The following is a 23,160-nucleotide window of genomic DNA, read 5'->3' as shown; positions in this document are numbered from 1 at the left end:
CAATTGCTTGATCCATCTCATGGCATATGTGCGTCCCAGGTCAACCCGGGTCTGCGCGCAGTGTCTGCAAGAGGGCCGTCGATATAATTTGTTGTTGACTCACGCCCCCACAACACAAGAGGACTTCATGAGCGCAACCCACACCGAAGAAGCCCATACGGGCCCGATCAAGAATCCCAGGCAACTGCTGATAGCGGTGTTTTTCTCGTTCGTGGTTCCGGTGTTCGTGATCATCGGCCTCGTGCAGTACGTGAGTTCGGCCGACAAGTCCGGTGCCGGCGCTTCCCAGACCGAAATGGCCAAGGCTCAGCGCCTGCAGAAGATCGGCCTTGTGGAGATCCGTGATGCCAACCGCCCCCTGCGCGCGGGCGAAGAGGTCTACAAGGGCCAGTGCGCCGCTTGCCACGCCACGGGCGCTGCAGGAGCACCCAAGTTCGAGGATGCTGCGGCCTGGGGCCCTCGCCTAGCACAGGGACTGGAAGGCCTGGTGCACTCGGCACTCAAGGGCAAGGGCGCCATGGCCCCTCAGGGTGGCGGCGACTTCAACGACACCGAAATTGCACGCGGCGTGGTCTACATGGCCAACGCAGCGGGCGGCAAGTTCGAAGAACCCAAGGCCCCTGCCGCAGAAGGCGCCGCGGCAGAAGGCGCAGCAGCCCCCGCCAATTGAGCAACACGCGGGACTTCTGGAACCAACCGGCTTCGGCCGGTTTTTTCATGCCCGCGCAGGACTGCGCACGAAACCGTAGCGCTGCGGCAACGCCTCGGCCCGCACCTCTTCACAGGCCGGCAACGCGCCCGCCTCCAGCGCAGCCGCGGCATCGATCATGTCCTGCGTATGGACCAGGCCCAGGCCGGAAGGCGTCGCCAGGTACAGGCGCCCCGTCTCGTCCATCAGCGCTTCGGTGATGGCCCCGGCATCCAGTTCGGCTCCTGTATGGCTGTGCATCTGCAGGCCCTCGCCATCCCAGCGCAACCGCCATATCCAGGGAGCATTCTCCAGCTCCACATACACGCGCTGGGGACCGTTCTGGAAGAACCATCGACCATCGGGCTCGGCCAGGTAGTTGCGGGCGATGAAGTCCGCCAGCTTTTCGTTGCGCACCTCCGCGCCCTTGGCTCCCGGGATTCCGCTGTCGAAAGCGCCGCTGGCCTGGGCCTGTTCATCGCGCAGATACCAGCGCCCGCGCTCGTCCAGCCCCAGCCAGCCGCTGCAGGCAGGCACATGGGGCCATTTGGCCATGGCCTGCTTCACGATATCGTCCATTGCATTCATCCTTTTTCGCTGTGTGCCAGCCACTGCGTGACGGCCTGCGGCATGGCCAGTACATGTCCCGGCCAACGCCCCTGTGCAAAACCCACATGACCGCCGTGCGGCGGATGCCACAGCGTAACCCGCGGGCCGACTTCGCCTGGCGCCGGCAGGCTGTACGAAGGGACAAAGGGATCGTCCAGCGCATTGAGCAGCAGTGCAGGCACGGCAATGCTGCCCAGCAGCGGTTTGGCCGCCGCCCGATGCCAATAGTCCTGCGCATCACGAAAGCCGTGGACCGGCGCCGTGAACGCATCGTCAAACTCTCTCAGATCACGCGCACGCAGCACGGCATCACGATCGAAGAGACCGGGAAACTGCGCCCACTTGAGCAGCGCCTTGGGCACCAGGGTGCGCAGGAACATGCGCGTGTAGATCCAGCGGTTCAGCCCTTTCCCCAGCGCCGTTCCCCCGGCGGCCAGGTCCAGCGGCGCACTCACCGCCGCCAGGGCCTGCACCACCTCGGCAGCCTTGTCCGCCTGCACGCCCGCCCAGCGTGCCAGCGCATTGCCGCCCAGGGAGACACCGACCGCATGCAGCGGGCGAGAAGACCGCTCGCGCAGGCGGCGCAGTATCCAGTCCACCTCCTGCACATCGCCCGAGTGATAGGCGCGCGGCGCCCGGTTGACCTCGCCGCTGCAGCCGCGAAAGTGCGGCACGGCCATGTGCCAGCCACGCTGTTCGGCCACACAGGCCATGGCCAGGGCATAGTGGCTGTTCGCCGAGCCTTCAAGGCCATGGAAAAGCACCAGCCATGGCGCATCGGCAGGCGGGGTGGGAGCACTGCCGAAGGCGACATCGATGAAGTCGCCATCCGGGGTATCCCAGCGCTCCCACCGCCACCGGGGTGCCGCATGGCCGGCCGGCCGACGGTGCGCGAACAGCGCCGGCCAGATGGTCTGTGCGTGGCCACCGGGCAGCCAGCGCGCCGCGTTGAATTGATGCATAGAGCCCGTTTGCAGTCCTTGTCCCAGTCGCTGCGAATGGCCTTTGCCCTACAGGGCGGCGGGCCGGGTGCGCAGCACAATCGCCAGCGATGCGCAGCATCGTGCACGATACTGTCTTCCATTGTCGCTTTCAGGTTGTCATCTCATGAAACGTCTAATCGCCACACTTGCCACCGTTCTGGTACTGACCGGCTGCGGCTACAACGATTTCCAGCGCCTTGACGAACAGACCAAGTCGGCCTGGAGCGAGGTGCTCAACCAGTACCAGCGCCGTGCCGACCTGGTGCCCAACATCGTGGCCTCGGTCAAGGGCGAGGCCAATTTCGAGCAGGAGACCCTGACCAAGGTGGTGGAGGCACGCGCCAAGGCCACCTCCATCCAGGCCACGTCCGAGCTGGTCAACAACCCCGAAGCCTTCAACAAGTTCCAGCAGGCGCAGGGTGAGCTGTCCAGTGCGCTGTCCCGGCTGATGGTGGTGGCCGAGCGCTACCCCCAGTTGCAGGCCAATCAGGGCTTCCGTGACCTGCGCGTCACGCTGGAGGGCACGGAGAACCGCATCACCGTGGCGCGCAACCAGTACATCCAGGCCGTGCAGTCCTACAACGTGCTGGCGCGCAGCTTTCCGACCAATCTGACAGCCAAGGTCTTCAGCTATGAGCCCAAGCCCACCTTCAGCGTGCAGAACGAGGCCGAAATCTCTCGCCCGCCCACGGTGGACTTCGGCAACAAGTAAACCGTGACCACATCCCTGGCGCCGCTCTGGCGCATGCTTTGCGCCCTGCTCCTGGCAGCGTTGTTGCTGCCAGGAAGCGCGCTGGCGCAGGCTCCGCAACCCGTCCCCCCACTGACGGCCCGGCTCATCGACCAGACGGGCACGCTGTCGCCCGACGAGGCACGGGCCATTGAAGACAGGCTGCGCAGCATTGAACAGAAGTCGGGCTCGCAGGTCGTTGTGCTGATGGTGGCCACCACGGCGCCCGAGGACATCGCCGCCTATGCCTGGCGCGTGGCCAGCGACTGGAAGATAGGCCGCCGCGACGTGGGCGACGGGCTGTTGATGGTGATTGCCAAGAACGACAGGCGCATGCGGCTGGAAGTGGCCCGCGCGCTGGAAGGCGCCATCCCCGACCTGGCGGCCGCTCGCATCATCGACCAGCAGATGACCCCGCGCTTTCGCCAGGGCGACTATGCAGGCGGTATCGCCGCTGCGCTGGACCAGGTGGCGGCACGCATTGCGGGCGAGCAGCTGCCGGCCCCCTCCCCCAATGCCCCTTCCTCCAAAAGCCCGGACCGTGGCTTCGACATGGAAGACCTGATGCTGTTCTTCTTTTTCGGTGTGGTCATCGCGGGCCCCATCCTGCGCTCGATGCTGGGCCGGCCCCTGGCCTCGGTGCTGGCAGGCACAGGCGCCGGCATTGCCGCCTATGTGGTGACCACCAGTCTGCTGGTGGCAGGCGGAGCGGGCATCGTCGCTCTGCTGTTCACCTTGCTGGGCAGCGGCCGCTCCGGCAGAGGTGGCGGTGGATGGGGCGGAGGGGGTGGCTACGGCGGTGGTTTTGGCGGAGGCGGCGGACGAAGCAGCGGCGGCGGAGGCTTCAGCTCCGGGGGAGGCGGCAGTTTTGGGGGCGGCGGCGCCTCGGGGAGTTGGTGAGATGGCGGCTGCAATCACAGGCTTTGTTCAGCGTCTGGTCCGGCTGCTGCGCCACCATTGGGCCGAAGGGCAGCTGCGGCGTGCACTCCCACCCGAGACCCTGGCGGAGCTGGAGCGCCTGATCACCATGAGCGAGCAGCGCCATACAGGACAGATCCGTATCTGCGTCGAGCCCGGCCTGCCGCCCAGCTACATCTGGCGCGATGCCACGCCGCGCGAGCGCGCCATCACGCTGTTCGGCAAGCTGCGCGTCTGGGATACCGAGCACAACAACGGCGCCCTGATCTATCTGCTGCTGGCCGACCACGCCATCGAGATCGTCGCCGACCGCGCCCTGGCGCGCACCCTGCCTGCGCAGCAGTGGCAGACGCTGATCAGTGACATGCAGGCCGCTTTCCAGGGCGGCCACTATGCCATGGGCATGACGGCGGCGCTCGAGCGCGTGAGCCTGCTGCTGGAAACCAACTTCCCGCGCGACCCGTTGCAGCCTGTGCACGAAGGTGGCGACAATCTTCCCGATACCGTCGTGATACAGCGGCACTGAGGCAAAACGACCCTCAGACCGAGCGCCCCCCTTCATCGAGCTATCGCGGGCACGGAGGCTGTGATAGCGTCACGCCATTTCATCAAGGAGCATCCACACCATGAAGAACACCCTGGCCCGCCTGGGCCTGCTGGCCGCCGTGCTGGCCCTGAGCGCCTGCGCAAGCCCCGTCCTCGATGACTCGCAAGAGTACGACTATGTGCTCAGCTGCAAGCTGCGCGAGGACGACCCCAAGCGATGCGAGCAGCAGATCCGCGCGCTGTGCCCCGTGCCAGCCAAGGCCGTGACGCACAAGTCGCGCACGGTCGACCCCAAGGACAACGCCGTGACCTACGTCTACCAGGCCCGCTGCGGCGACTGAGACGCCTTCGCACCATGAAAAAAGCCGCCCGAGGGCGGCTTTCTTGCGGCTGGTCCCGGGAGGGCTCAGCGCTTTTGGCGGAACTTGCGCAGGGCCGCGATCTGGGCGGCCATGACGGCCAGCTCGGACTGGGCACGCGCCAGATCGACTTCGCTCTTGGCGTTCTTCAGCGCTTCCTCGGCTTCGAGCTTGGCCTTCTCGGCCTTCTCGGCGTCCAGGTCGGCACCGCGGATGGCGGTGTCGGACAGCACGGTCACGCAGTTGGGCTGCACTTCCAGGATGCCGCCGGCCACGAAGACGAATTCTTCGCTGCCGTCAGCCATCTCGATACGCACCGAGCCGGGCTTGATGCGCGTGATCAGCGGAGTGTGGCGGGGAAAAATGCCCAGTTCGCCGGATTCACCGGGCAGGGCGACAAAGCGCGCTTCACCGGAGAAGATGGACTCTTCGGCACTGACCACATCAACGTGGATGGTGTTCATCTTTGCTCCTCAGAAAAGGTAGGACTGGAACTTGGAACCGGCAGGGCCCAGATCGGGGACACCGAGCAAGGGCCGCCCCTCGGCGAGGGTGTCGTCCCCCTCCCCCGCAAAGCGGGTAGAGAGGGGGAGGCGACGCAGTCGCTCAGGGGGTGCCGCAGGCTCAAGCCGCCAGCTTCTTGGCCTTCTCGAAGGCTTCGTCGATGGTGCCAACCATGTAGAAGGCCTGCTCGGGCAGGTGATCGCACTCGCCGGCGCAGATCATCTTGAAACCACGGATGGTTTCAGCCAGCGACACGTACTTGCCGGGAGCGCCAGTAAACACTTCGGCCACGTGGAAAGGCTGCGACAGGAAACGCTGAATCTTGCGGGCGCGGGCCACGGTCAGCTTGTCTTCGGGAGCCAGCTCGTCCATGCCCAGAATGGCGATGATGTCGCGCAGTTCCTTGTAGCGCTGCAGCGTGCCCTGCACTTCGCGGGCCACCTTGTAGTGCTCTTCACCCACGACCTGGGGGTCCAGCTGGCGGCTGGTGGAGTCCAGCGGGTCGACAGCGGGGTAGATACCCAGCGAAGCGATGTCACGCGACAGCACCACGGTGGAGTCCAAGTGGGCGAACGTCGTGGCAGGCGAGGGGTCGGTCAAGTCATCGGCAGGCACGTAAACGGCCTGGATGGAAGTGATCGAACCGACCTTGGTCGAGGTGATGCGCTCTTGCAGGCGGCCCATTTCCTCGGCCAGCGTGGGCTGGTAGCCCACGGCGGAAGGCATGCGGCCCAGCAGAGCGGACACTTCGGTACCGGCCAGCGTGTAGCGGTAGATGTTGTCCACGAAGAACAGCACGTCCTTGCCTTCGTCACGGAAGGCTTCGGCCATGGTCAGGCCGGTCAGCGCCACGCGCAGACGGTTGCCCGGGGGTTCGTTCATCTGGCCGTAGACCATGGCGACCTTGGAGTCGTTCAGCGACTCCTGGTTGACCACGCCGGCGTCCGACATTTCGTGATAGAAGTCATTGCCTTCACGGGTACGTTCACCCACACCGGCAAACACCGACAGACCACCGTGGCCCTTGGCGATGTTGTTGATGAGTTCCATCATGTTCACGGTCTTGCCCACGCCGGCGCCACCGAACAGACCCACCTTGCCGCCCTTGGCGAAGGGAGAGATCAGGTCGATCACCTTGATGCCGGTTTCCAGCAGTTCCTGCGAAGGCGACAGCTCGTCATAAGCCGGTGCCTTGCGGTGGATGGGGGCCGTCAGGGCCTGATCCACGGGACCGCGTTCGTCGATGGGGTTGCCCAGCACGTCCATGATGCGACCCAGCGTCGCCTTGCCCACGGGCACGGTGATGGGGTTGCCGGTGTTGGACACCATCAGGCCACGACGCAGACCGTCGGACGAGCCCAGGGCGATGGTACGCACAACGCCGTCACCCAGCAGTTGCTGCACTTCCAGCGTCAGGGCCGAGCCGTCGAGCTTCAGGGCATCGAACACCTTGGGCATTGCGTTGCGGGGGAACTCGACGTCCACCACAGCGCCAATACATTGAACAATCTTGCCTTGCACTTGAGCCATTTTTTGCTCCAATTAGTTTGTCTGTTAAAGCCGTTTACACCGCAGCGGCGCCAGCCACGATTTCCGACAGTTCGGTCGTGATGGCTGCCTGACGCGTCTTGTTGTAGACGAGCTTCAACTCGCTGATGACGTTGCCGGCGTTGTCGGTCGCGGCCTTCATGGCCACCATGCGCGCCGATTGCTCGGACGCCATGTTTTCTGCAACCGCTTGGTAGACCAGGGACTCTGCGTAACGCACGAGCAGCTCGTCGATCACGGACTGCGCATCGGGTTCGTAGATGTAGTCCCAGCTATGGCCAGACGTCTTCTCGGCCTGCATGCTCTCGGACGACAGGGGCAGCAACTGCTCCACCACCGATTCCTGCTTCATGGTGTTGATGAACTTGGTGTAGCTCAGGTACACCGCGCTCAGCTTGCCCGCTGCGTACGCATCGAGCAGCACCTTCACAGGGCCGATCAGCTTTTCCAGATGGGGCGTATCGCCCAGACCCGTCGCGTGCGAAACCACCTTGGCGCCGACACGGTTCAGAAAGCCCAGACCCTTGTTGCCAATGGCCACCGCTTCTGCCGACACGCCTTGATCCTGCAGCTCCCGCAGCTTGGCCGTGACAGCACGCAACACGTTGGTGTTCATGCCGCCGCACAACCCCTTGTCCGTCGTCACAACGATGACGCCGGCAGTCTTGGCATCACCGTTCACTTGCATGAACGGGTGCACGTACTCGGGGTTGGCTTGGCCAAGATGGACTGCAATGTTGCGGATCTTTTCGCTGTACGGGCGTGCAGCCAGCATCCGTTCCTGCGCCTTGCGCATCTTGGATGCGGCCACCATTTCCATGGCTTTGGTGATCTTCTTGGTGTTTTCCACCGATTTGATCTTGCCGCGAATTTCCTTACCTGCTGCCATGATGGCTCCTCGTCCGGTTTAAGCGAACGACTTCTTGAACGCAACGATGGCGGCGTTCAATTCGGCTTCGGAATCCTTGTCCATGGCCTTGGAAGCGTTCAGCTTGTCGATCAGGGCGCCGTGGCTGGTCTTCAGGAACTGGTGCAGACCAGACTCGAAAGCCAGCACTTGCTTGACCTGGATGTCGTCCATGTAGCCCTTGTTCACTGCGAACAGCGAAGCGCCCATCAGGGCGGTGGACAGGGGGCTGTACTGGGCCTGCTTGAGCAGTTCGGTCACGCGGGCACCGCGGTCGAGCTGCTTGCGGGTGGCTTCGTCCAGGTCGGAGGCGAACTGCGCGAAGGCAGCCAGCTCACGGTATTGCGCCAGGTCGGTACGGATACCGCCGGACTGGCCCTTGACCAGCTTGGTCTGTGCAGCACCACCGACGCGCGACACCGAGATACCGGCGTTGATGGCGGGGCGGATACCGGCGTTGAACAGGCTGGTTTCCAGGAAGATCTGGCCGTCCGTGATCGAGATCACGTTGGTGGGCACGAAGGCCGACACGTCACCCGCCTGGGTTTCGATGATGGGCAGAGCCGTCAGCGAACCCGTCTTGCCCTTGACTTCACCCTTGGTGAAGGCTTCGACATAGTCGGCATTCACGCGGGCTGCGCGCTCGAGCAGGCGGCTGTGGAGATAGAACACGTCGCCGGGGAAGGCTTCGCGGCCCGGGGGACGGCGCAGCAGCAGCGAAACCTGGCGGTAGGCCACGGCCTGCTTGGACAGGTCGTCATAGACGATCAGCGCGTCTTCGCCGCGGTCGCGGAAGTACTCGCCCATCGTGCAGCCCGAGTAGGCCGACACGTACTGCATGGCAGCGGATTCGGAAGCGGTGGCAGCCACGACGATGGTGTATTCCATCGCGCCGGCCTGCTCCAGGGCACGCACCACGTTCTTGATCGAGGAAGCCTTCTGGCCGATCGCAACGTAGATGCAGGTAACGCCCTGACCCTTCTGGTTGATGATGGCGTCGATGGCCACGGCGGTCTTGCCGGTCTGGCGGTCGCCGATGATCAGTTCGCGCTGGCCACGGCCGACGGGCACCATCGAGTCGATGGACTTGATGCCGGTCTGCAGGGGCTGGTCCACGGACTGGCGTGCGATCACGCCGGGAGCGACCTTCTCGATCACGTCCGTCATCTTGGCGTTGATCGGGCCCTTGCCGTCGATGGGCTGACCCAGGGCGTTGACCACGCGGCCGATGAGTTCGGGGCCGACGGGCACTTCCAGAATGCGGCCCGTGCACTTGACGGTGTCGCCTTCGGAGATGTGCTCGTACTCGCCCAGAATCACGGCGCCGACGGAGTCGCGCTCGAGGTTCAGCGCCAGGCCGAAGGAGGGCTGGCCGTCCTTGCCTGCGGGGAATTCCAGCATTTCGCCTTGCATCACGTCCGACAGGCCGTGCACGCGCACGATACCGTCGGTCACCGAAACCACGGTGCCTTCGTTACGGATGTCGCTGCTGCCAGCCAGACCCTCGATGCGGCTCTTGATCAGTTCAGAAATTTCTGCGGGATTGAGTTGCATGACTCTTTCCTTCTTTAGCTTTGGTTAGCCGAGACCTCAGTCGCGTTGTTACGCAATGAGGGCCGCTTTCATTTGTTCCAGGCGGGCCTTGACGGAGGTGTCAAGAACTTCATCACCCACCACGACGCGGATGCCACCGATCAGGGACTGATCTTGCTGCACCGACAGGTTCAGCTTTCGGCCGAAACGCTTCTCCAGCGAAGTTCCGAGTGCGGCCAGTGCGGCAGCATCTATGGGGAATGCGCTTTGAACCACGGCGTCGGACGAGCCACCGGCGCGGTTCACGAGGCTGCGAAACTGGGCCGCCACTTCTGGCAGGGCTTGCAGTCGGCCGTTTTCAATGATGACGCGCAGAAAGTTGCGTGCGGCATCGGGCAATGCCGAGCCGGCCACGCCGCTGATGACGTCGAACAGTTGTTCGTCGGTCACCTTGGGGTCGTCGGCCAGCTGGCGCAATTGCGGATTGGCGGCAATCGCCGCCAATTCCTCCGCCCAGGCAACAGTGCCGGACAGGTCAGCACCCTGCTGGGTGCTGGCCTTGAACAGGGCATCTGCGTAAGGACGGGCAATGGTGGCGAGTTCTGCCATGTTTGCTCTTCCTTACAGCTCGGTCTTCAGGCGGTTCAGCAGGTCGGCATGGACGCCGGCATCCACTTCCTTGCGCAGGATCTGCTCGGCGCCCTTGACGGCCAGCGCAGCCACTTGCTCGCGCAGGGCTTCACGGGCCTGGATTGTCTGCTGCTCGGCCTCGGCGCGGGCAGCAGCAACAATCTTGTTGCCTTCTTCGGAGGCACGGGCCTTGGCTTCTTCGATGATGGCCTGGGCACGGCGTTCGGCGTCCGCAAGCCGCGATGCCGTTTCGTTGCGCGTCTGGGCCAGTTCCTGCTCGACGCGCTTGTTGGCAGCGGCCAGGTCGGTCTTGGCCTTGTCGGCAGCAGCGAGGCCATCGGCGATTTTCAGAGCTCGTTCATCCAGCGCCTTCGCGATCGGGGGCCACACGAACTTCATCGTGAACAGCACCAGGATCAGGAAAACGATGGCCTGGACGAACAGGGTCGCGTTGATACTCACGGCAACACCTTTCTATCTAGGGCGTTGATCGGAGCTTAGGCCAGGACGAAGGGGTTGGCGAAAGCGAACAGCAGAGCGATGGCCACACCGATCAGGAAGGCAGCGTCGATCAGACCGGCCAAGATGAACATCTTGGTTTGCAGTTCGTTGATCAGCTCAGGCTGACGTGCCGACGATTCCAGGAACTTGCCACCCATCAGGGCGATACCGATCGAAGCGCCGATAGCGCCCAGACCAACGATCAGACCACAAGCCAGAGCGACGAGACCGAGAATGTTTTCCATGATGACTCCTGAGATTAAAGAAAGAGAAAGGTTGAGAGGGAAAGGAAATGGTCAGTGGGCTTCATGCGCCTGGCCGAGATAGATCAGCGTCAGCATCATGAAAATGAAGGCCTGCAGGGTGATGATCAGAATGTGGAAGATCGCCCAGATAGAGCCTGCAATGATGTGCCCCAAGGGGAGCAACACACCGGAAAGCGACATGGCAGCCGCACCGCCCATCAGAGCGATCAGACAGAACACCAACTCACCAGCGTACATGTTGCCGAACAGTCGCATGCCATGCGAAACCGTCTTGGCGACATATTCAATGATTTGCATGGCCAGGTTCACGACACCCAGGATCAGTGCAAACACGGGATTCTTGCTGGTGCCGAACGGGGCAGTCACCAGTTCGTGGGCCCAGCCGCCCATGCCCTTGATCTTGATGCTGTAGAAGAAGCACAGGATCAGCACGGCCGAGGACAGGCCCAGCGTGGTCGAGAGGTCAGCCGTGGGAACGACGCGCAGGTAGGCGTGCGAGTCACCCTGGAAGCCCTGCCACAGCACCGGCAGCAGGTCCACCGGCAGCATGTCCATGGCGTTCATCATGAAGATCCACACGAACACGGTCAGTGCCAGGGGAGCGATGAACTTGCGGCTTTGCGCGTTGTGGATGTTGGCCTTGGCCTGGTTGTCCACCATCTCAACCAGCAGCTCTACAGCCGCCTGGAAGCGCCCCGGAACGCCCGATGTGGCCTTGCGCGCGGCAAGCCACAGCACGAACAGGCTCAGCACGCCCAGCGTGGCGCTGACGACGATCGAGTCCAGGTTGATGACCGAAAAGTCGATGATCGACTTTTGCTTGATGTTCTGGAGGTGCTGCAGGTGGTGAACGATGTATTCACTTGCAGTAGGTGCGTGCGCGTCTGCGGCCATCGGTCAACTTCTCTTCAAATATCAATCGGTTTTTCGGACACTGGATCGCACTATCAGCGCGACCCAATACGTTTTCATGACGACTACCAAGCCCGCCAGCAGCGCCAGCCAACTCAGCCCCGGGACCAGCTTGGGTGCAGCCGCCAGCATGGCAATGCACAGCACCAGCTTCACCAGTTCCCAGCCAAAAATTCCCACCATGGCGGCTGCAGCGCCGCCCGGCCTCTTTCGTACGACGGCACGCGCAAACAGCGCTGCCGGCAACACCACCGACAAGGCACCGTAGGCAGCCGACCATCCGACCTCGGCGCGCCCCGTCACCAGCCATGCGACCAGCGCCACCAGCACGCCCACCACCGCCTGGACCACCACGAAACGCCACACAGACATCTGCGGGTTTCGCGTGCGCCACTCCTGAGCCTCCTCGGAGGTCAGGGGCTTGAAGTCGGAATCCTCGCCCTCAAGTTCCCTGTCAGCGTCTGTGTCGGCGGCGTAGTTTTTCATTGAATTCTCTAAGGCCGCAGACCAGACAAGACTTTTTCACAAAGCCTCTGATTATAAGTAAAAACCCCTGCCGAACGATAGGGGTTGTTACGGGCATGCCCAAAACGGAGGCGGCGACCGGGCTGTGTGGCAGCCGGCCAACAGCGCCAGCCTCGCGCCGCAGGCCACTTGTTTGTTGTGTGTGGAGTTCTCGTGGCGGACGACGCGGCAGCCCCGGGCTGCGACATGGCCGCGAACGATAGCGCACAATCGCCTCCAACGCCAAGCGATTAACCTTGATTCACCTATGACCGACGCCTCCACCCCTACCCCCACCCCAGCCACCGAGCCGGGCGCGGACCCGCGCAAGGATTCGCTGATCGAGTACCCGTCGCAGTTCCCCATCAAGGTCATGGGCGTCAAGGCCGAGCATCTGGTGCACGAGATCACCCAGATCGCCCAACGCTTCGACCCTGCCTTTGACGCCAGCACCATTGAATTGCGCCCCAGCAGCAGCGGCAAATACCTGGGCGTCACCGTCACGGTGACGGCGACCAGCCGCGAACAACTCGACGATCTGTACCGCGCCTTCACCTCGCATCCGCTGGTGAAAGTGGTGCTGTGAGCACCCTTGACGCGCAGCAGTCGCAGTCATTGGACCTGCGCCTGCTGGGCCGCACGGACTACGAGGCCACGGTGCAGGCCATGCAGGCCTTCACCAGCCAACGCGATGCCGGCACGCGCGACGAGCTCTGGATCTGCGAGCACGCCCCGCATTTCACACAAGGCCTCGCCGGCAAAAGTGACCACTTGCTGAGCCCTGGCGACATTCCCGTGGTGGCCACCAACCGCGGCGGACAGGTCACCTACCACGGCCCGGGCCAGGTGGTCGCCTATCCCTTGCTGGATCTGCAGCGCCTGGGCTACTTCGTCAAGGAATACGTGTTCCGCATCGAGGATGCGGTCATCCGCACGCTGGAGCATTTCGGCATCACCGGCCACCGCGTGGAAGGCGCCCCCGGCATCTACGTGCGCCTCGACGACCCTCGCAGCCATGCCATGCTGCCCCAGCGCCCGCAACTGCGCGCACCCGGCTCGCCCGCGCCCCAACCCGATTTTTCGGGGCTGGGCAAGATTGCAGCCCTGGGCATCAAGGTCAGCCGGCATTGCACCTATCACGGCGTTGCATTGAACGCCGCCATGGACCTGGAACCCTACGGCCGGATCAACCCTTGCGGCTACGCAGGGCTGCAAACGGTGGACCTTTCTACAATCGGCGTTCAGACAACCTGGGACGAAGCCGCGCGCGTGCTGGGACGACAGTTGCAGCGCCGCCTAGCCCCCTGAATCCAGAACCATGACCACCAACACCGTCGTGCGCGAAGCGCAGTCACAAGCCGAGTACAACCCGCTGGCCAAGCAGAAGGCGGCAGCGAAGCTTTCGCGCATCCCGATCAAGGTCGAGCATGGCGAAGCACTCAAGAAGCCCGAGTGGATCCGCGTCAAGGCGGGCAGCCCCACCACGCGCTTCTACGAGATCAAGGACATCCTGCGCGCCAACAAGCTGCACACGGTCTGCGAGGAAGCCTCCTGCCCCAACATCGGCGAGTGCTTTGGCAAGGGCACGGCCACCTTCATGATCATGGGCGACAAGTGCACGCGCCGCTGCCCGTTCTGCGACGTGGGTCACGGCCGTCCCGACCCGCTGGACACCAACGAGCCGCTCAACCTCGCCAAGACGATTGCCGAGCTGCGCCTGAAATACGTGGTCATCACCAGCGTGGATCGCGACGACCTGCGCGATGGCGGCTCGGGCCACTTCGTCGAGTGCATCAAGAACATACGCGAGCTCTCGCCGCTGACCCAGATCGAGATCCTGGTGCCCGACTTCCGTGGCCGCGACGACCGTGCGCTGGAAATCCTCAAGGCCGCGCCTCCCGATGTGATGAACCACAACCTGGAGACCGCACCACGCCTGTACAAGGAAGCGCGTCCCGGCTCGGACTACCAGTTCTCGCTGAACCTGCTCAAGAAGTTCAAGGCCTTGCACCCCAAGGTTCCGACCAAGAGCGGCATCATGGTGGGCCTGGGCGAGACCGATGAGGAAATCCTGCAGGTCATGCGCGACATGCGTGCGCATGACATCGACATGCTGACCATCGGCCAATACCTGGCACCCAGCAACAGCCACCTGCCGGTGCGTCGCTACGTGCACCCCGACACCTTCAAGATGTTTGAGGAAGAGGCGTACAAGATGGGCTTCACGCATGCAGCCGTGGGCGCCATGGTGCGCTCGAGCTACCACGCGGACCAGCAGGCACACGCCGCCGGCGTCTGAGCCGGCAATGGCCGCCTGCCTGCAGGGCGGCCTTCTTCACGCACTTCGGGGATGGCCTTTGCAGGCCATCCCCTTTTCATGTCTGGAGGCATGGCATTCAGGCACCGGTTTTGACCTGAATACACATTCAGCAACAAACAATCGATGCCATGTGTCACCGGCATCTCGGTTGATGAATTTCCCGATCTCTTTATGATGCCGATTTTCCGAATGCTTTCTGCATTCAAAAAAATCCGAACGACCCAGGAATGCGGCTCAACGACATGAAATCCAGGATTTCGGGCGTTCGGGCGCCGATCCATTGACAAAGGGATAAGTGCATATGGCCAATGACGAGCAAAAGGACCGTGCAGCATTCGATGCCGCCATACAGGCACTGAAAGCAGAGGTTGCCAATGCCGGGGTGCATCTCTCGCTGGACTCATCTGCACGCCTGGCCTATGCCCGACAGATTCAGGCCATGGCCAACGAGCTTCAGTTGCAGGCCACGAGCGGCCGCATCACCTGGGGACAGGCTGCACAACAGGCCCAGGAGGCGCGCAACGTCATCATGGAGATCATCCGAGGCCGCAGCACCCCCGTGGGCAGAGCCATGGCGCAACGCATCAAGAGCGAGGGCAAGACGCTCAATGAGCTGATTGCCCGCAAGGCCCAGCAATTGCACGGCCCCAACGTGCGGTTCGATCGCCTCACGGCGGCCCAGCAAAACGCCGTGTATGGCGAAATCGTCAAATCCGCCGGCAAGTCCAATGCCGCCATCACCCAGAGAATGCGCACGCTCTCCCGGGCAGGACGCGGCCTCCTGGTCTTCTCCATTGCGGTATCGGTCTACACCATCGCCAACGCAGACAACAAGGTGGAGGCCGCCGGCAAGGAATTGGCCGTCACAGGTGCCGGGATCGGTGGAGGCATGGCAGGTGGTGCCCTGGCCGGGCTGGCCTGCGGGCCCGGGGCACCTGCCTGCGTGGTGGTCGGCGCATTTGTCGGCGGGGCACTGGCTGCCATAGGCGTCGAATTCCTCTGGTGAAACTTCAGGACAACAGATGCGCATCCTCTCCGACCGGCAGTTGTCACTGCAGCCCGCCGCATCCCATCCTGCAGGGCAGGTACCGCAAAGCCGCCTGGTGCTCAACGGGAATGCAACGCCCATTCTGGTGGACGGCACCATTCTCGAGGCAGCCTTTCAATGGAACGACCTCTACCTTCTGTTCACCACCGATGACACGCCCATGGAGGAGATGCTGCGGATCACGCTGCTCGACGAGAATTTGCAGGCACTCGACAAGGCCGTGATAGGCAGCATGTATTCCACGGGCAGCTTCTCGTTGCTGCCATCGGACGAACGATCGCTGGTGCGATTTCGATTCATGGGAAATACGGACTGGAGTGTCGAAATCCTGCAGGAACCTGGATTCCGGCTGCCATTTCTTGGCGATCCGCGCGCCGTCACGCGCCCCCTGGGATTTTCGCGGCGCTTTGTCGTGCGAGGCCATCCTGAGCCGGAAAACAACTGATGCCGACGCAGTTGAAGGCAATAAAAAAGCAGGGCCAACGTGCATGCCCTGCTTGAATTGAATGCAATCGTGCTTTCCCGTTCCACGTAGAAAAAAAGCCTGGCTAACCGGCAGACCGCTGGCTGGCAAACCGACTTGCTGCAGGCTGAACAGGCCTGGCGAGTCGCCCCACGATGAAACTGAAAAAGCTTGCAGCTCGAATTCCCCACCAGAGAGCTTCTTGCTGCATTGGAGCGGATCATAACATCGAATGAGAATCAATCGCAACTGAAGTTGTGATTTTTTTGCCTCGCGTCTTCACTTGACCGAAGTCATGGGCTCAGCAGCGCTGCCGGGCTGTCCGAACGAAGGACTTCCTGCGCCCAGGCGGCCAGCTTGCGTGTGTCGGCACGCAAGATTTCCTGCTTGACGACCAGGATCTGCGCCGGATGCATGGAAAAGCTGCGCAGGCCCAGGCCCAGCAGCAGGCGCGTCATGGCCACATCGCCGGCGGTCTCCCCGCAGACACAGACGCTCTTGCCTTGCGCCCTTCCTTCGGCGATCACATCCGCCACCAGCTTGAGCACGGCGGGATGCAGGGGATCGTAGAGATGGGCCACGGTCTCGTCGGCGCGGTCGATGGCCAGCGTGTACTGGATCAGGTCGTTGGTGCCGATGGACAGGAAGTCGAAATAGCGCAGGAAGGTGCGCACGATCAGCGCTGCCGCAGGCACCTCGATCATGGCGCCCAGCTTGACCGGGCCGTGCGCCACGCCGCGCGCGTCAAGCTCGCTTTGCGCCAACCTCACCTGGGCCAGGGTCTGCTCGATCTCGCTTTGGTGGGCCAGCATGGGGAACAGCAGATGGATCTGCCCATGCGCGGCAGCACGCAGGATGGCGCGCAGCTGGGTGCGGAACATGGCCGGATCGGCCAGGCTCCAGCGGATGGCGCGCAGACCCAGCGCGGGGTTCAGGTAGTAGTCCTTGGGCTGGGCCTTGTCCAGCGGCTTGTCGGCGCCCACGTCCAGCGTGCGAATGGTCACGGGCATGCCCTGCATTCCATCCACGGCTTCGCGGTAGGCCCGGTATTGCTCTTCCTCGCCGGGCAGGTTGCCGCCACGCCCCATGAACAGGAATTCCGTGCGGAATAGCCCCACGCCCACCGCGCCCGCATGCACGGCCGCAGGCCCGTCGCCGGGCTGCTCGATGTTGGCCAGCAGCTCGATACGCTCTCCGTCCAGCGTCAGCGCAGGCGTGTGGCGCAGGCGCGAGAGGCGCTCGCGCTCGAGCTCGTTCTGGCGCTGGCGAAAGCCATATTCGGCCAGGATGATGGGTGAGGGATCGACGATGACGACCCCTGCATTGCCGTCGATGATGATCCAGTCGTCCTGGCGGATCAGTTGCCCCGCAGCCCGGGCGCCGACCACGGCAGGAATGTCCATGCTGCGCGCCACGATGGCCGTGTGCGAAGTGCGGCCGCCCACGGCCGTGATGAAGCCGGCAAACAACCGGCTCTTGAACTGCAGCATGTCCACTGGCGACAGGTCCTGCGCCACCAGAACCAGCGGCGCGTCGGTGGCGCCATCGAGCAGCAGCGGCTGCTGCGGCGGCGTGCCCTCCCCCGTTGCCTCGACTGCCAACAGCTCGGCCGGTGCGGGCACGGGGCTGGCCATGCCCTTCATATGGCGCAGGATGCGCTCGACCACCTGCTCGAGGTCCGCCTTGCGCTCGCGCAGGTATTCGTCCTCCATCTCGTCGAACTGGCGCGAGACGACCTCCAGCTGCGTGGTCAGCGCCCATTCGGCGTTGTAGAGGCGATCGGATATCCAGTGCTTGATGGCGGCGGCCAGGGCCTCGTCCTGCAAAAGCAGCAGGTGGACGTCGAGCAAGGCATCCAGCTCGCCCGGCGCATCCTTGGGCATTTCATCCTGCAGGCGGCGCAGCTCGTCGATGACGGCATTGCGCGCACTGCGGGCGCGGTCGATTTCCGCGTCCACCTGGTCGGGCCGGATGAAGTAGTGCACCACCTCCATGCGGCTGGAGGCCACCACCACCGCACGCCCTATGGCGATACCCCGTGACACGGCCAGTCCGTGGATTGCAAACGTCATTGCGCCTGTCCTTTGCCTGCTGCTGCGCAGGCCCCGGACCGTCGCAATGCGGCATCGTCCAGTTCCAGCGCGTGTTGCTCTGTTGCGCTCACCGCCTGCCAGCGCAGCAAAGGCACATTACTGGCCTTCGCCAAACTTGTCGTTGATCAGGGCGGTCAGCGCATCCATGGCTTCCTGCTCCTGTGCTCCGTCGGTCTCCAGCAGCACCTCGGAGCCCATGCCGGCAGCCAGCATCATCACGCCCATGATGCTCTTGGCATTGATGCGCCGCTCACCCTTGCTCATCCAGACTTCGCAGGGAAAGCTGCCTGCAAGCTTGGTGAGCTTGGCGGAGGCGCGGGCATGCAGGCCCAGTTTATTGCTGATGGTGATAGGGGTCTTGATCATTGGATGGTCGCGGACTCTGGTTCTGAGGCGTGTTCACGCCCACCTGCATCACCCCATGGCTGCCTCCCGCCAAGGCACGCTCGGCCACGGCTTCCAGCGCCTCGTGGCGATAGCCTATGGAGCGCAGCAGCATGGGCAAGTTCACTCCGGCCACCAGCCGCCCGGCAGGCAGTTGCGCCACAAGCCGCTGCGCCACGTTGCAGGGCGTCGCACCAAAGAGGTCGGTCAGCACCAGCGTGGGCAGCCCCAGCAGGCCGCCATGGTCTTCAAGCAACTGCTCGGCACGCATCAGAGTGGCCTCGGGCGGCTCCTGAGCGGGCACATCCAGGGCAAGGACGTCCTCGGCACTGTCGGCGAACACATGCAGGGCGCATTCGCGCAGTGCCTGGGCCAAAGGTGCGTGGGTGAACAAAAGGATGCGCGTGGTCATGAAGTCACAGGGTTCGGAGTCGATTATGGCGTGCGAAGGCGCATGCAGGGCAAACGGCGCGCCTGCGCTGCGCTCCATGCCACAGTTGCCTCCCGCATCCGTGGCTCCAAACCTGTTGCTACTGCAGTTGCAGGCTGGCGAAGAAGTTGTTGGCCTCGTCTGTGCGCGGCTTGTCGCTGTAGATCACGGCATGGTAGAGGCGCGCGCCCGCCGGCTCCATTCGTGCAAACCACACGCCATGGGCCGTGAGCTTCCAGCCCTGGGGGCCCACGCCTTCAAACGTGGTGCGCAGCGACTGCGGCAGATTCAAGGCGCCTGCAGGCACGAAGGAGCCATCTTCCTTGGAGCGCAATTGCTTGGCGCCGGCCGGCGCCTGTCCCGGCGCACCCGGATTCATCTGACCGAGCACGGCCGCCTGCCAGTACGACAGCATCTCGGCGGCCCTGGAGGGCTCGCTGACCAGGAAGTGGGAAACCGCGTAGGTGGACGCATCGGCGTCGCATCCCATCATGGACATCTGCACCGTGCCCATGCCCTGGCCCAGTTCCACCGGCCGGGTGGCCGATTGCGGATCGCAAGGCAAAAGCACACGCAGTGGCGTGCCCTCGACCGCAACCTGCCGCCAATCCAGCCGGGGACTGCATGCGGCCAAGGGCGTCAACACCAGCACAGCGGCAGCAAGCCGCATGGCAGGAGCGCGGAGCCTTGCCATGGGGATCAAAAAGCTTTCCATCAATGTCATGCCGGCATTATCGACACGGCCCGCTTGACCGAGACCCGAACTTTTGCCCTTGCCGCGCATCGAAACGCGGTGCACGGCATGCGTGCAGGCCTACGGGCACAACTTTGGGCACAATCGTCGCTATGGCAAGCAAACATTGGATCGCAGGCGTGGTGATCGCCGCAGCCGCCGGAATGGGCGCATGGGTGTATTCGGGCGCAGGCCAGACGGCGGCGCCGCAATCGACCTTCGTGCTGCTGGATGGCAGCAAGCAGACCACGGCCGATTTCAAGGGCAAGGTGACGCTGGTCAATTTCTGGGCCACCAGCTGCACCACCTGCGTGGCCGAGATGCCGGAGATCGTCGCCACCCACCAGAAATTCCAGGGCCAGGGCTTCGAGACCCTGGCCGTGGCCATGAGCTACGACCCGCCCAGCTATGTGGTGAACTTCGCCGATTCGCGCAAGCTGCCGTTCAAGGTGGCGCTGGACAACACCGGCGCCGTGGCCCGCGCCTGGGGTGATGTGCAGCTGACGCCTACCACCTACATCGTCAACAAGCGCGGCGACATCGTGAAGCGCTATGTGGGAGCGCCTGACTTCGCCGAGTTGCACCGGCTGATCGAGAAACTGCTGGCCGAAGCCTGATACGGCGCAGGCAAGCCCAGAAAAAACCGGCATCACGCCGGTTTTTTTGCATCTGCATGCCGATCAGCGGCTGCGGAAGCTGTCGTGGCAGGCCTTGCAGCTGGCAGCGGCCGGGCCGAAGGCCGCCTTGAGCTGGTCCAGGTTGCCGGACTTGGCCGCAGCAGCGAGCTTGACCGTCTCGGCCTGCATCTTCTCCGACAGATCCTGGAACTTGGCCTGCTCCTTCCAGATTTCAGGCTTGGCCTTTCCACCCTCCGTGCCTGCGCCGAAACCTGCCCAGGGCAGCTTGGCCATGAAGGCCACCACCTCGGCGTTTTCCTGGGCCGCCTTGGCATCGAAGGGGATCTTTCCGTTCGCCATCGCACCCAGGCGACCGAAGTGCTGGCCCAGCACGGCCAGCGCGCCCTGGCGGTACTTGATGGCGTCCTCGGACTTGGCAAACTGGGCGGAAGCCGGCAGCGCGGTAGCGGCCACCAGGGCGGCCAGCGCCCATGCAGAAACTTTCTTCATCGTGGTTTTCCTTTTCGAGTGTGGGGAAATCTGCCGGGTCAGTATGGCAGTGACGCCTTGCGGGCGCAGCTTTGATTGACCGCAGCCAGGGTGCATTGACTGCCGGCTCCGGAATGCAGGTCGGCACAATGCACTCATTCCCACCCACACGCTCATGCCATGGCACAAGAACCGACCGCACAAGGCGCCGCCAAGCACAAGGTCCGCATCTGGGACCTGCCCACCCGGCTGTTTCACTGGCTGCTGGCCGCAACCGTGATTGCCCTGGTCGTGACGGCCAAACTGGGCGGCAATGCCATGAACTGGCATCTGCTGCTGGGCCATGTCATGCTGGCCTTGCTGCTGTTTCGCCTGTTGTGGGGCCTGGTGGGTGGCCGCTGGTCGCGCTTTGCCAGCTTCATCCATGCACCTTCCGCCCTGCTGCGCCATCTGCGCGGACAAGGAGCGGAGAGCGACAGCGCAGGCCACAGCCCGTTGGGCGCTCTGTCCGTGCTGGCCATGCTGGCGGTGCTGATCGCCCAGGTAGGCAGCGGATTGCTCAGCGATGACGAGATTGCGTTCTCCGGGCCGCTGAGCCGCTTCGCATCGGGCGACACGGTGGCGCAGGCCACGGCCTATCACGCGCATTGGGGACAGTATTTGCTGTACGCACTGGTGGCCCTGCATCTTCTGGCCATCGTGTTCTATGCCTGGCGCGGGCGCGGCCTGGTGCGAGCCATGGTGACCGGGGACAAACAGTTGTCCGCGCCAGTACCCGCCTCACGCGACACGGCAGGCAGCCGTTGGCTGGCCTTGGCCCTGGCCTTCGGGGCAGGCGCTGCGGCATGGTGGGTACAGCAGCTTGGTGGCGCTTTCTGACGGCGCAGCCAGAGGTGGGCCGCTTGCCGCTACACTGCGCTTTCCGTCGTTTTAGCTGAGTGCCCGTGGACAAGCCTGCTGTCGCCTTGCTGGCGCCGAATCCCGCGGAAGACTGGGACGAAGTCCGCCAGATCTTCCGGGAGTACGCTGCAAGCCTGGATGTCGATCTGCAATTTCAAGATTTCGAGGCCGAGATCGCCGATCTGCCCGGCGACTACGCTGCGCCGCGCGGCCACATCCTGCTGGCCAGGGTCGATGGCGCAGTGGCCGGCTGCTGCGCCCTGCGCCCCCTGGACAACTGCGACTACGCCAATGCCGCCGAGATGAGGCGCCTGTTCGTGCGCAAGGCCTTTCGCGGTTTCGGACTGGGTCGGCAGCTGGCCGAAGCCATGCTTGATGTGGCGCGCCAGGCCGGCTATGACCATGTGCTGCTGGACACGCTGGACGACATGGAATCGGCCCGCGCCCTCTACGTCGACCTGGGCTTCGAGGAAATCCCGCCCTACTATCACAACCCCATCGCGGGGGCGCACTACCTCAAGGCCGATATTTTCTAGGCCGGCCTGGCTGAACCAACGCCCCCAATACAAAAAAGGCATTGCACCCGGGTGCAATGCCTTTTTTCGCAATAGCGCGATGCGCAGGCCAGAAGGCCTGCAGCGCGATCAGGCCTTGGCCTGGCCCAGCAAAGTGGCCGCGTCGCTGACCTCGAACTTGCCAGGGCCTTCCACGTTCAGCGTGACGACCTTGCCGTCCTTGACCAGCATGGAATAGCGGTTGCTGCGCAGGCCCAGGCCCTTGCCGTTCAGATCCAGCGTCAGGCCGGTGGCCTTGGCGAATGCGGCGTCGCCGTCGGCCAGCATGCGCACCTTGCCATCGGTCTTCTGGTCGCGGGCCCATGCGCCCATCACGAAGGCGTCGTTGACCGACAGGCACCAGATCTCGTCCACGCCGGCAGCCTTGAAGGCTTCGGCCTGCTCCACGAAGCCGGGCACATGCTTGGCCGAGCAGGTGGGAGTGAATGCACCGGGCACGGCGAAGACCGCGATGGTCTTGCCTGCAGCGGCTTCGGGCAGCTTCACGGGGTTGGGGCCGATGCTGCAGCCATTGCCTTCGACTTCCACGTATTCCATCAGGGTGGCAGCGGGCAGGGCATCTCCGACTTTGATCATCTCTATCTCCTTTGTGGTGCAAAACCGGGGGCCGCCGAAATGGCGGTCCCCAAACGAAAAAACGACCCACATTGTGGGTCGTTTCCTGTGGCTTTGCAGCCGGTGGGCCTAGGTAGGCTTACACCAGAGCAGCCTTTTGCACCAAGCGGGTAGCAACCCAGTTCTTGGTCTTGGACAGCGGGCGGCTTTCCGTGATTTCGATCACGTCGCCCAGCTTGTACTCACCTTGCTCGTCGTGAGCGTGGTACTTGCTGGACTTGATCATGATCTTGTCATAGATCGGGTGCTTGACGCGGCGTTCAACCATGACCGTCACGGTCTTGGCACGCTTGTCGCTGACCACCTTGCCAATCAAGGTGCGCTTGAGGGATTTTTTAGCTTCCGTCATGTCGGC

At 63.5% G+C, this 23,160-nt stretch carries 30 protein-coding genes and 1 pseudogene; 13 read left to right on the top strand and 18 right to left on the bottom strand.

Translation table 11 applies throughout. The features are described 5' to 3' along the window. Positions 1 to 127: 127 nt before the first annotated feature. Positions 128 to 658, top strand: a pseudogene (locus U6958_RS04195) (c-type cytochrome); the annotation flags it as partial. 57 nt (positions 659 to 715) lie between these two features. Here the strand turns inward: U6958_RS04195 and U6958_RS04190 are convergent. Further along, positions 716 to 1,267, bottom strand: coding sequence for a DUF2946 family protein (locus tag U6958_RS04190; RefSeq protein WP_016448489.1), 552 nt, complete (start codon positions 1,265 to 1,267; stop codon positions 716 to 718). Positions 1,268 to 1,272: 5 nt separating this feature from the next. Beyond that, complete coding sequence (locus U6958_RS04185) at positions 1,273 to 2,259, bottom strand: YheT family hydrolase (protein ID WP_074922625.1); 987 nt, start codon at positions 2,257 to 2,259, stop codon at positions 1,273 to 1,275. Between the two features lie 145 nt (positions 2,260 to 2,404). Between U6958_RS04185 and U6958_RS04180 the strand changes: the two genes are divergently transcribed. From U6958_RS04180 to U6958_RS04165, 4 genes are all read left to right on the top strand, one after another. After that, positions 2,405 to 2,992, top strand: a complete 588-nt coding sequence (locus U6958_RS04180; RefSeq protein ID WP_074922624.1) for a LemA family protein — start codon at positions 2,405 to 2,407, stop codon at positions 2,990 to 2,992. Positions 2,993 to 3,025: 33 nt separating this feature from the next. Continuing rightward, complete coding sequence (locus U6958_RS04175; RefSeq protein WP_016453560.1) at positions 3,026 to 3,910, top strand: YgcG family protein; 885 nt, start codon at positions 3,026 to 3,028, stop codon at positions 3,908 to 3,910. 1 nt (position 3,911) lies between these two features. Next, positions 3,912 to 4,454 carry a TPM domain-containing protein gene (locus U6958_RS04170; protein WP_016448493.1) on the top strand — a complete coding sequence of 181 codons (543 nt, stop codon included), beginning with the start codon at positions 3,912 to 3,914 and terminating at the stop codon, positions 4,452 to 4,454. Positions 4,455 to 4,554: 100 nt separating this feature from the next. Then, positions 4,555 to 4,815 (top strand): hypothetical protein, encoded by a 261-nt coding sequence (locus tag U6958_RS04165; protein ID WP_016448494.1) that lies wholly within the window; start codon positions 4,555 to 4,557, stop codon positions 4,813 to 4,815. A 65-nt stretch (positions 4,816 to 4,880) separates the two neighbouring features. On the opposite strand, the gene U6958_RS04160 is transcribed toward U6958_RS04165, so the two are convergent. The 9 genes from U6958_RS04160 to U6958_RS04120 all read right to left on the bottom strand — a co-directional run bounded on the left by U6958_RS04160 (position 4,881) and on the right by U6958_RS04120 (position 12,120). Further along, the gene (locus U6958_RS04160; protein WP_012202358.1) at positions 4,881 to 5,297 is read right to left on the bottom strand and encodes a F0F1 ATP synthase subunit epsilon; all 417 of its coding nucleotides are present in this window, start codon (positions 5,295 to 5,297) and stop codon (positions 4,881 to 4,883) included. Positions 5,298 to 5,457: 160 nt separating this feature from the next. Continuing rightward, positions 5,458 to 6,867: a F0F1 ATP synthase subunit beta gene (gene atpD / locus U6958_RS04155; protein WP_012202357.1), complete on the bottom strand. Its 1,410-nt coding sequence runs from the start codon at positions 6,865 to 6,867 to the stop codon at positions 5,458 to 5,460. Between the two features lie 34 nt (positions 6,868 to 6,901). Next, the gene (atpG, locus tag U6958_RS04150; protein ID WP_012202356.1) at positions 6,902 to 7,774 is read right to left on the bottom strand and encodes a F0F1 ATP synthase subunit gamma; all 873 of its coding nucleotides are present in this window, start codon (positions 7,772 to 7,774) and stop codon (positions 6,902 to 6,904) included. A gap of 18 nt (positions 7,775 to 7,792) precedes the next feature. After that, positions 7,793 to 9,346 (bottom strand): F0F1 ATP synthase subunit alpha, encoded by a 1,554-nt coding sequence (gene atpA, locus U6958_RS04145; RefSeq protein ID WP_016448495.1) that lies wholly within the window; start codon positions 9,344 to 9,346, stop codon positions 7,793 to 7,795. Between the two features lie 48 nt (positions 9,347 to 9,394). Continuing rightward, on the bottom strand, positions 9,395 to 9,934 hold the full coding sequence (locus U6958_RS04140; RefSeq protein ID WP_012202354.1) for a F0F1 ATP synthase subunit delta: 540 nt from the start codon (positions 9,932 to 9,934) through the stop codon (positions 9,395 to 9,397). 12 nt (positions 9,935 to 9,946) lie between these two features. Then, a complete protein-coding gene (locus U6958_RS04135) occupies positions 9,947 to 10,417 on the bottom strand; it encodes a F0F1 ATP synthase subunit B (protein WP_016448496.1) in 471 nt (156 codons plus the stop codon). Positions 10,418 to 10,452: 35 nt separating this feature from the next. After that, the gene (gene atpE / locus U6958_RS04130) at positions 10,453 to 10,701 is read right to left on the bottom strand and encodes a F0F1 ATP synthase subunit C (protein WP_011803767.1); all 249 of its coding nucleotides are present in this window, start codon (positions 10,699 to 10,701) and stop codon (positions 10,453 to 10,455) included. Positions 10,702 to 10,752: 51 nt separating this feature from the next. Beyond that, on the bottom strand, positions 10,753 to 11,616 hold the full coding sequence (atpB, locus tag U6958_RS04125) for a F0F1 ATP synthase subunit A (protein WP_016448497.1): 864 nt from the start codon (positions 11,614 to 11,616) through the stop codon (positions 10,753 to 10,755). A gap of 21 nt (positions 11,617 to 11,637) precedes the next feature. Then, positions 11,638 to 12,120, bottom strand: a complete 483-nt coding sequence (locus U6958_RS04120; RefSeq protein ID WP_016448498.1) for an ATP synthase subunit I — start codon at positions 12,118 to 12,120, stop codon at positions 11,638 to 11,640. 286 nt (positions 12,121 to 12,406) lie between these two features. On the opposite strand from U6958_RS04120, the gene U6958_RS04115 reads away from it, so the two are divergent. The 5 genes from U6958_RS04115 to U6958_RS04095 all read left to right on the top strand — a co-directional run bounded on the left by U6958_RS04115 (position 12,407) and on the right by U6958_RS04095 (position 15,951). Then, positions 12,407 to 12,724: a YbeD family protein gene (locus U6958_RS04115; protein ID WP_016448499.1), complete on the top strand. Its 318-nt coding sequence runs from the start codon at positions 12,407 to 12,409 to the stop codon at positions 12,722 to 12,724. Continuing rightward, on the top strand, positions 12,721 to 13,446 hold the full coding sequence (gene lipB / locus U6958_RS04110) for a lipoyl(octanoyl) transferase LipB (protein WP_016448500.1): 726 nt from the start codon (positions 12,721 to 12,723) through the stop codon (positions 13,444 to 13,446). The genes U6958_RS04115 and lipB overlap by 4 nt, the downstream gene beginning before the upstream one ends. Positions 13,447 to 13,456: 10 nt before the next feature. Further along, complete coding sequence (gene lipA / locus U6958_RS04105; protein WP_013800257.1) at positions 13,457 to 14,437, top strand: lipoyl synthase; 981 nt, start codon at positions 13,457 to 13,459, stop codon at positions 14,435 to 14,437. Between the two features lie 316 nt (positions 14,438 to 14,753). After that, positions 14,754 to 15,464 (top strand): hypothetical protein, encoded by a 711-nt coding sequence (locus tag U6958_RS04100; RefSeq protein WP_034368188.1) that lies wholly within the window; start codon positions 14,754 to 14,756, stop codon positions 15,462 to 15,464. Positions 15,465 to 15,480: 16 nt separating this feature from the next. Further along, on the top strand, positions 15,481 to 15,951 hold the full coding sequence (locus U6958_RS04095; protein ID WP_074922623.1) for a hypothetical protein: 471 nt from the start codon (positions 15,481 to 15,483) through the stop codon (positions 15,949 to 15,951). 311 nt (positions 15,952 to 16,262) lie between these two features. Here the strand turns inward: U6958_RS04095 and ptsP are convergent, their stop codons facing one another. The 4 genes from ptsP to U6958_RS04075 all read right to left on the bottom strand — a co-directional run bounded on the left by ptsP (position 16,263) and on the right by U6958_RS04075 (position 19,546). Next, positions 16,263 to 18,041, bottom strand: coding sequence for a phosphoenolpyruvate--protein phosphotransferase (gene ptsP / locus U6958_RS04090; protein WP_026061991.1), 1,779 nt, complete (start codon positions 18,039 to 18,041; stop codon positions 16,263 to 16,265). Positions 18,042 to 18,158: 117 nt separating this feature from the next. Continuing rightward, the gene (locus tag U6958_RS04085; protein WP_016448505.1) at positions 18,159 to 18,428 is read right to left on the bottom strand and encodes an HPr family phosphocarrier protein; all 270 of its coding nucleotides are present in this window, start codon (positions 18,426 to 18,428) and stop codon (positions 18,159 to 18,161) included. Beyond that, positions 18,397 to 18,858: a PTS sugar transporter subunit IIA gene (locus tag U6958_RS04080; RefSeq protein ID WP_026061990.1), complete on the bottom strand. Its 462-nt coding sequence runs from the start codon at positions 18,856 to 18,858 to the stop codon at positions 18,397 to 18,399. The genes U6958_RS04085 and U6958_RS04080 overlap by 32 nt, the downstream gene beginning before the upstream one ends. A 118-nt stretch (positions 18,859 to 18,976) precedes the next feature. Then, complete coding sequence (locus U6958_RS04075; RefSeq protein ID WP_016453565.1) at positions 18,977 to 19,546, bottom strand: hypothetical protein; 570 nt, start codon at positions 19,544 to 19,546, stop codon at positions 18,977 to 18,979. 176 nt (positions 19,547 to 19,722) lie between these two features. Here U6958_RS04075 and U6958_RS04070 point away from each other — a divergent pair, with 176 nt between their 5' ends. After that, positions 19,723 to 20,226 (top strand): TlpA disulfide reductase family protein, encoded by a 504-nt coding sequence (locus U6958_RS04070; protein WP_017403794.1) that lies wholly within the window; start codon positions 19,723 to 19,725, stop codon positions 20,224 to 20,226. A 63-nt stretch (positions 20,227 to 20,289) separates the two neighbouring features. Here the strand turns inward: U6958_RS04070 and U6958_RS04065 are convergent, their stop codons facing one another. After that, entirely contained in the window at positions 20,290 to 20,736 is a 447-nt protein-coding gene (locus U6958_RS04065; protein WP_016448509.1) for a cytochrome c, read from the bottom strand. A 159-nt stretch (positions 20,737 to 20,895) separates the two neighbouring features. On the opposite strand from U6958_RS04065, the gene U6958_RS04060 reads away from it, so the two are divergent. Both U6958_RS04060 and U6958_RS04055 read left to right on the top strand, forming a co-directional pair. Continuing rightward, positions 20,896 to 21,594: a cytochrome b/b6 domain-containing protein gene (locus U6958_RS04060; RefSeq protein ID WP_016453566.1), complete on the top strand. Its 699-nt coding sequence runs from the start codon at positions 20,896 to 20,898 to the stop codon at positions 21,592 to 21,594. Between the two features lie 65 nt (positions 21,595 to 21,659). Further along, on the top strand, positions 21,660 to 22,151 hold the full coding sequence (locus U6958_RS04055; protein ID WP_016448511.1) for a GNAT family N-acetyltransferase: 492 nt from the start codon (positions 21,660 to 21,662) through the stop codon (positions 22,149 to 22,151). 108 nt (positions 22,152 to 22,259) lie between these two features. On the opposite strand, the gene U6958_RS04050 is transcribed toward U6958_RS04055, so the two are convergent. Together U6958_RS04050 and rpsQ are read right to left on the bottom strand one after the other, a co-directional pair. Then, on the bottom strand, positions 22,260 to 22,766 hold the full coding sequence (locus U6958_RS04050; RefSeq protein WP_016448512.1) for a peroxiredoxin: 507 nt from the start codon (positions 22,764 to 22,766) through the stop codon (positions 22,260 to 22,262). A 118-nt stretch (positions 22,767 to 22,884) separates the two neighbouring features. Then, entirely contained in the window at positions 22,885 to 23,154 is a 270-nt protein-coding gene (rpsQ, locus tag U6958_RS04045) for a 30S ribosomal protein S17 (RefSeq protein ID WP_016448513.1), read from the bottom strand. Between the last annotated feature and the right edge of the window lie 6 nt (positions 23,155 to 23,160).

Origin of the sequence: Delftia lacustris (assembly GCF_040267515.1) — a bacterium.
GTDB classification, from domain to species: Bacteria; Pseudomonadota; Gammaproteobacteria; order Burkholderiales; family Burkholderiaceae_C; genus Comamonas; species Comamonas tsuruhatensis.
The sequence above is the reverse complement of the archived record's forward strand: the minus strand, read 5'-3'. Positions and strand labels throughout refer to the sequence as shown.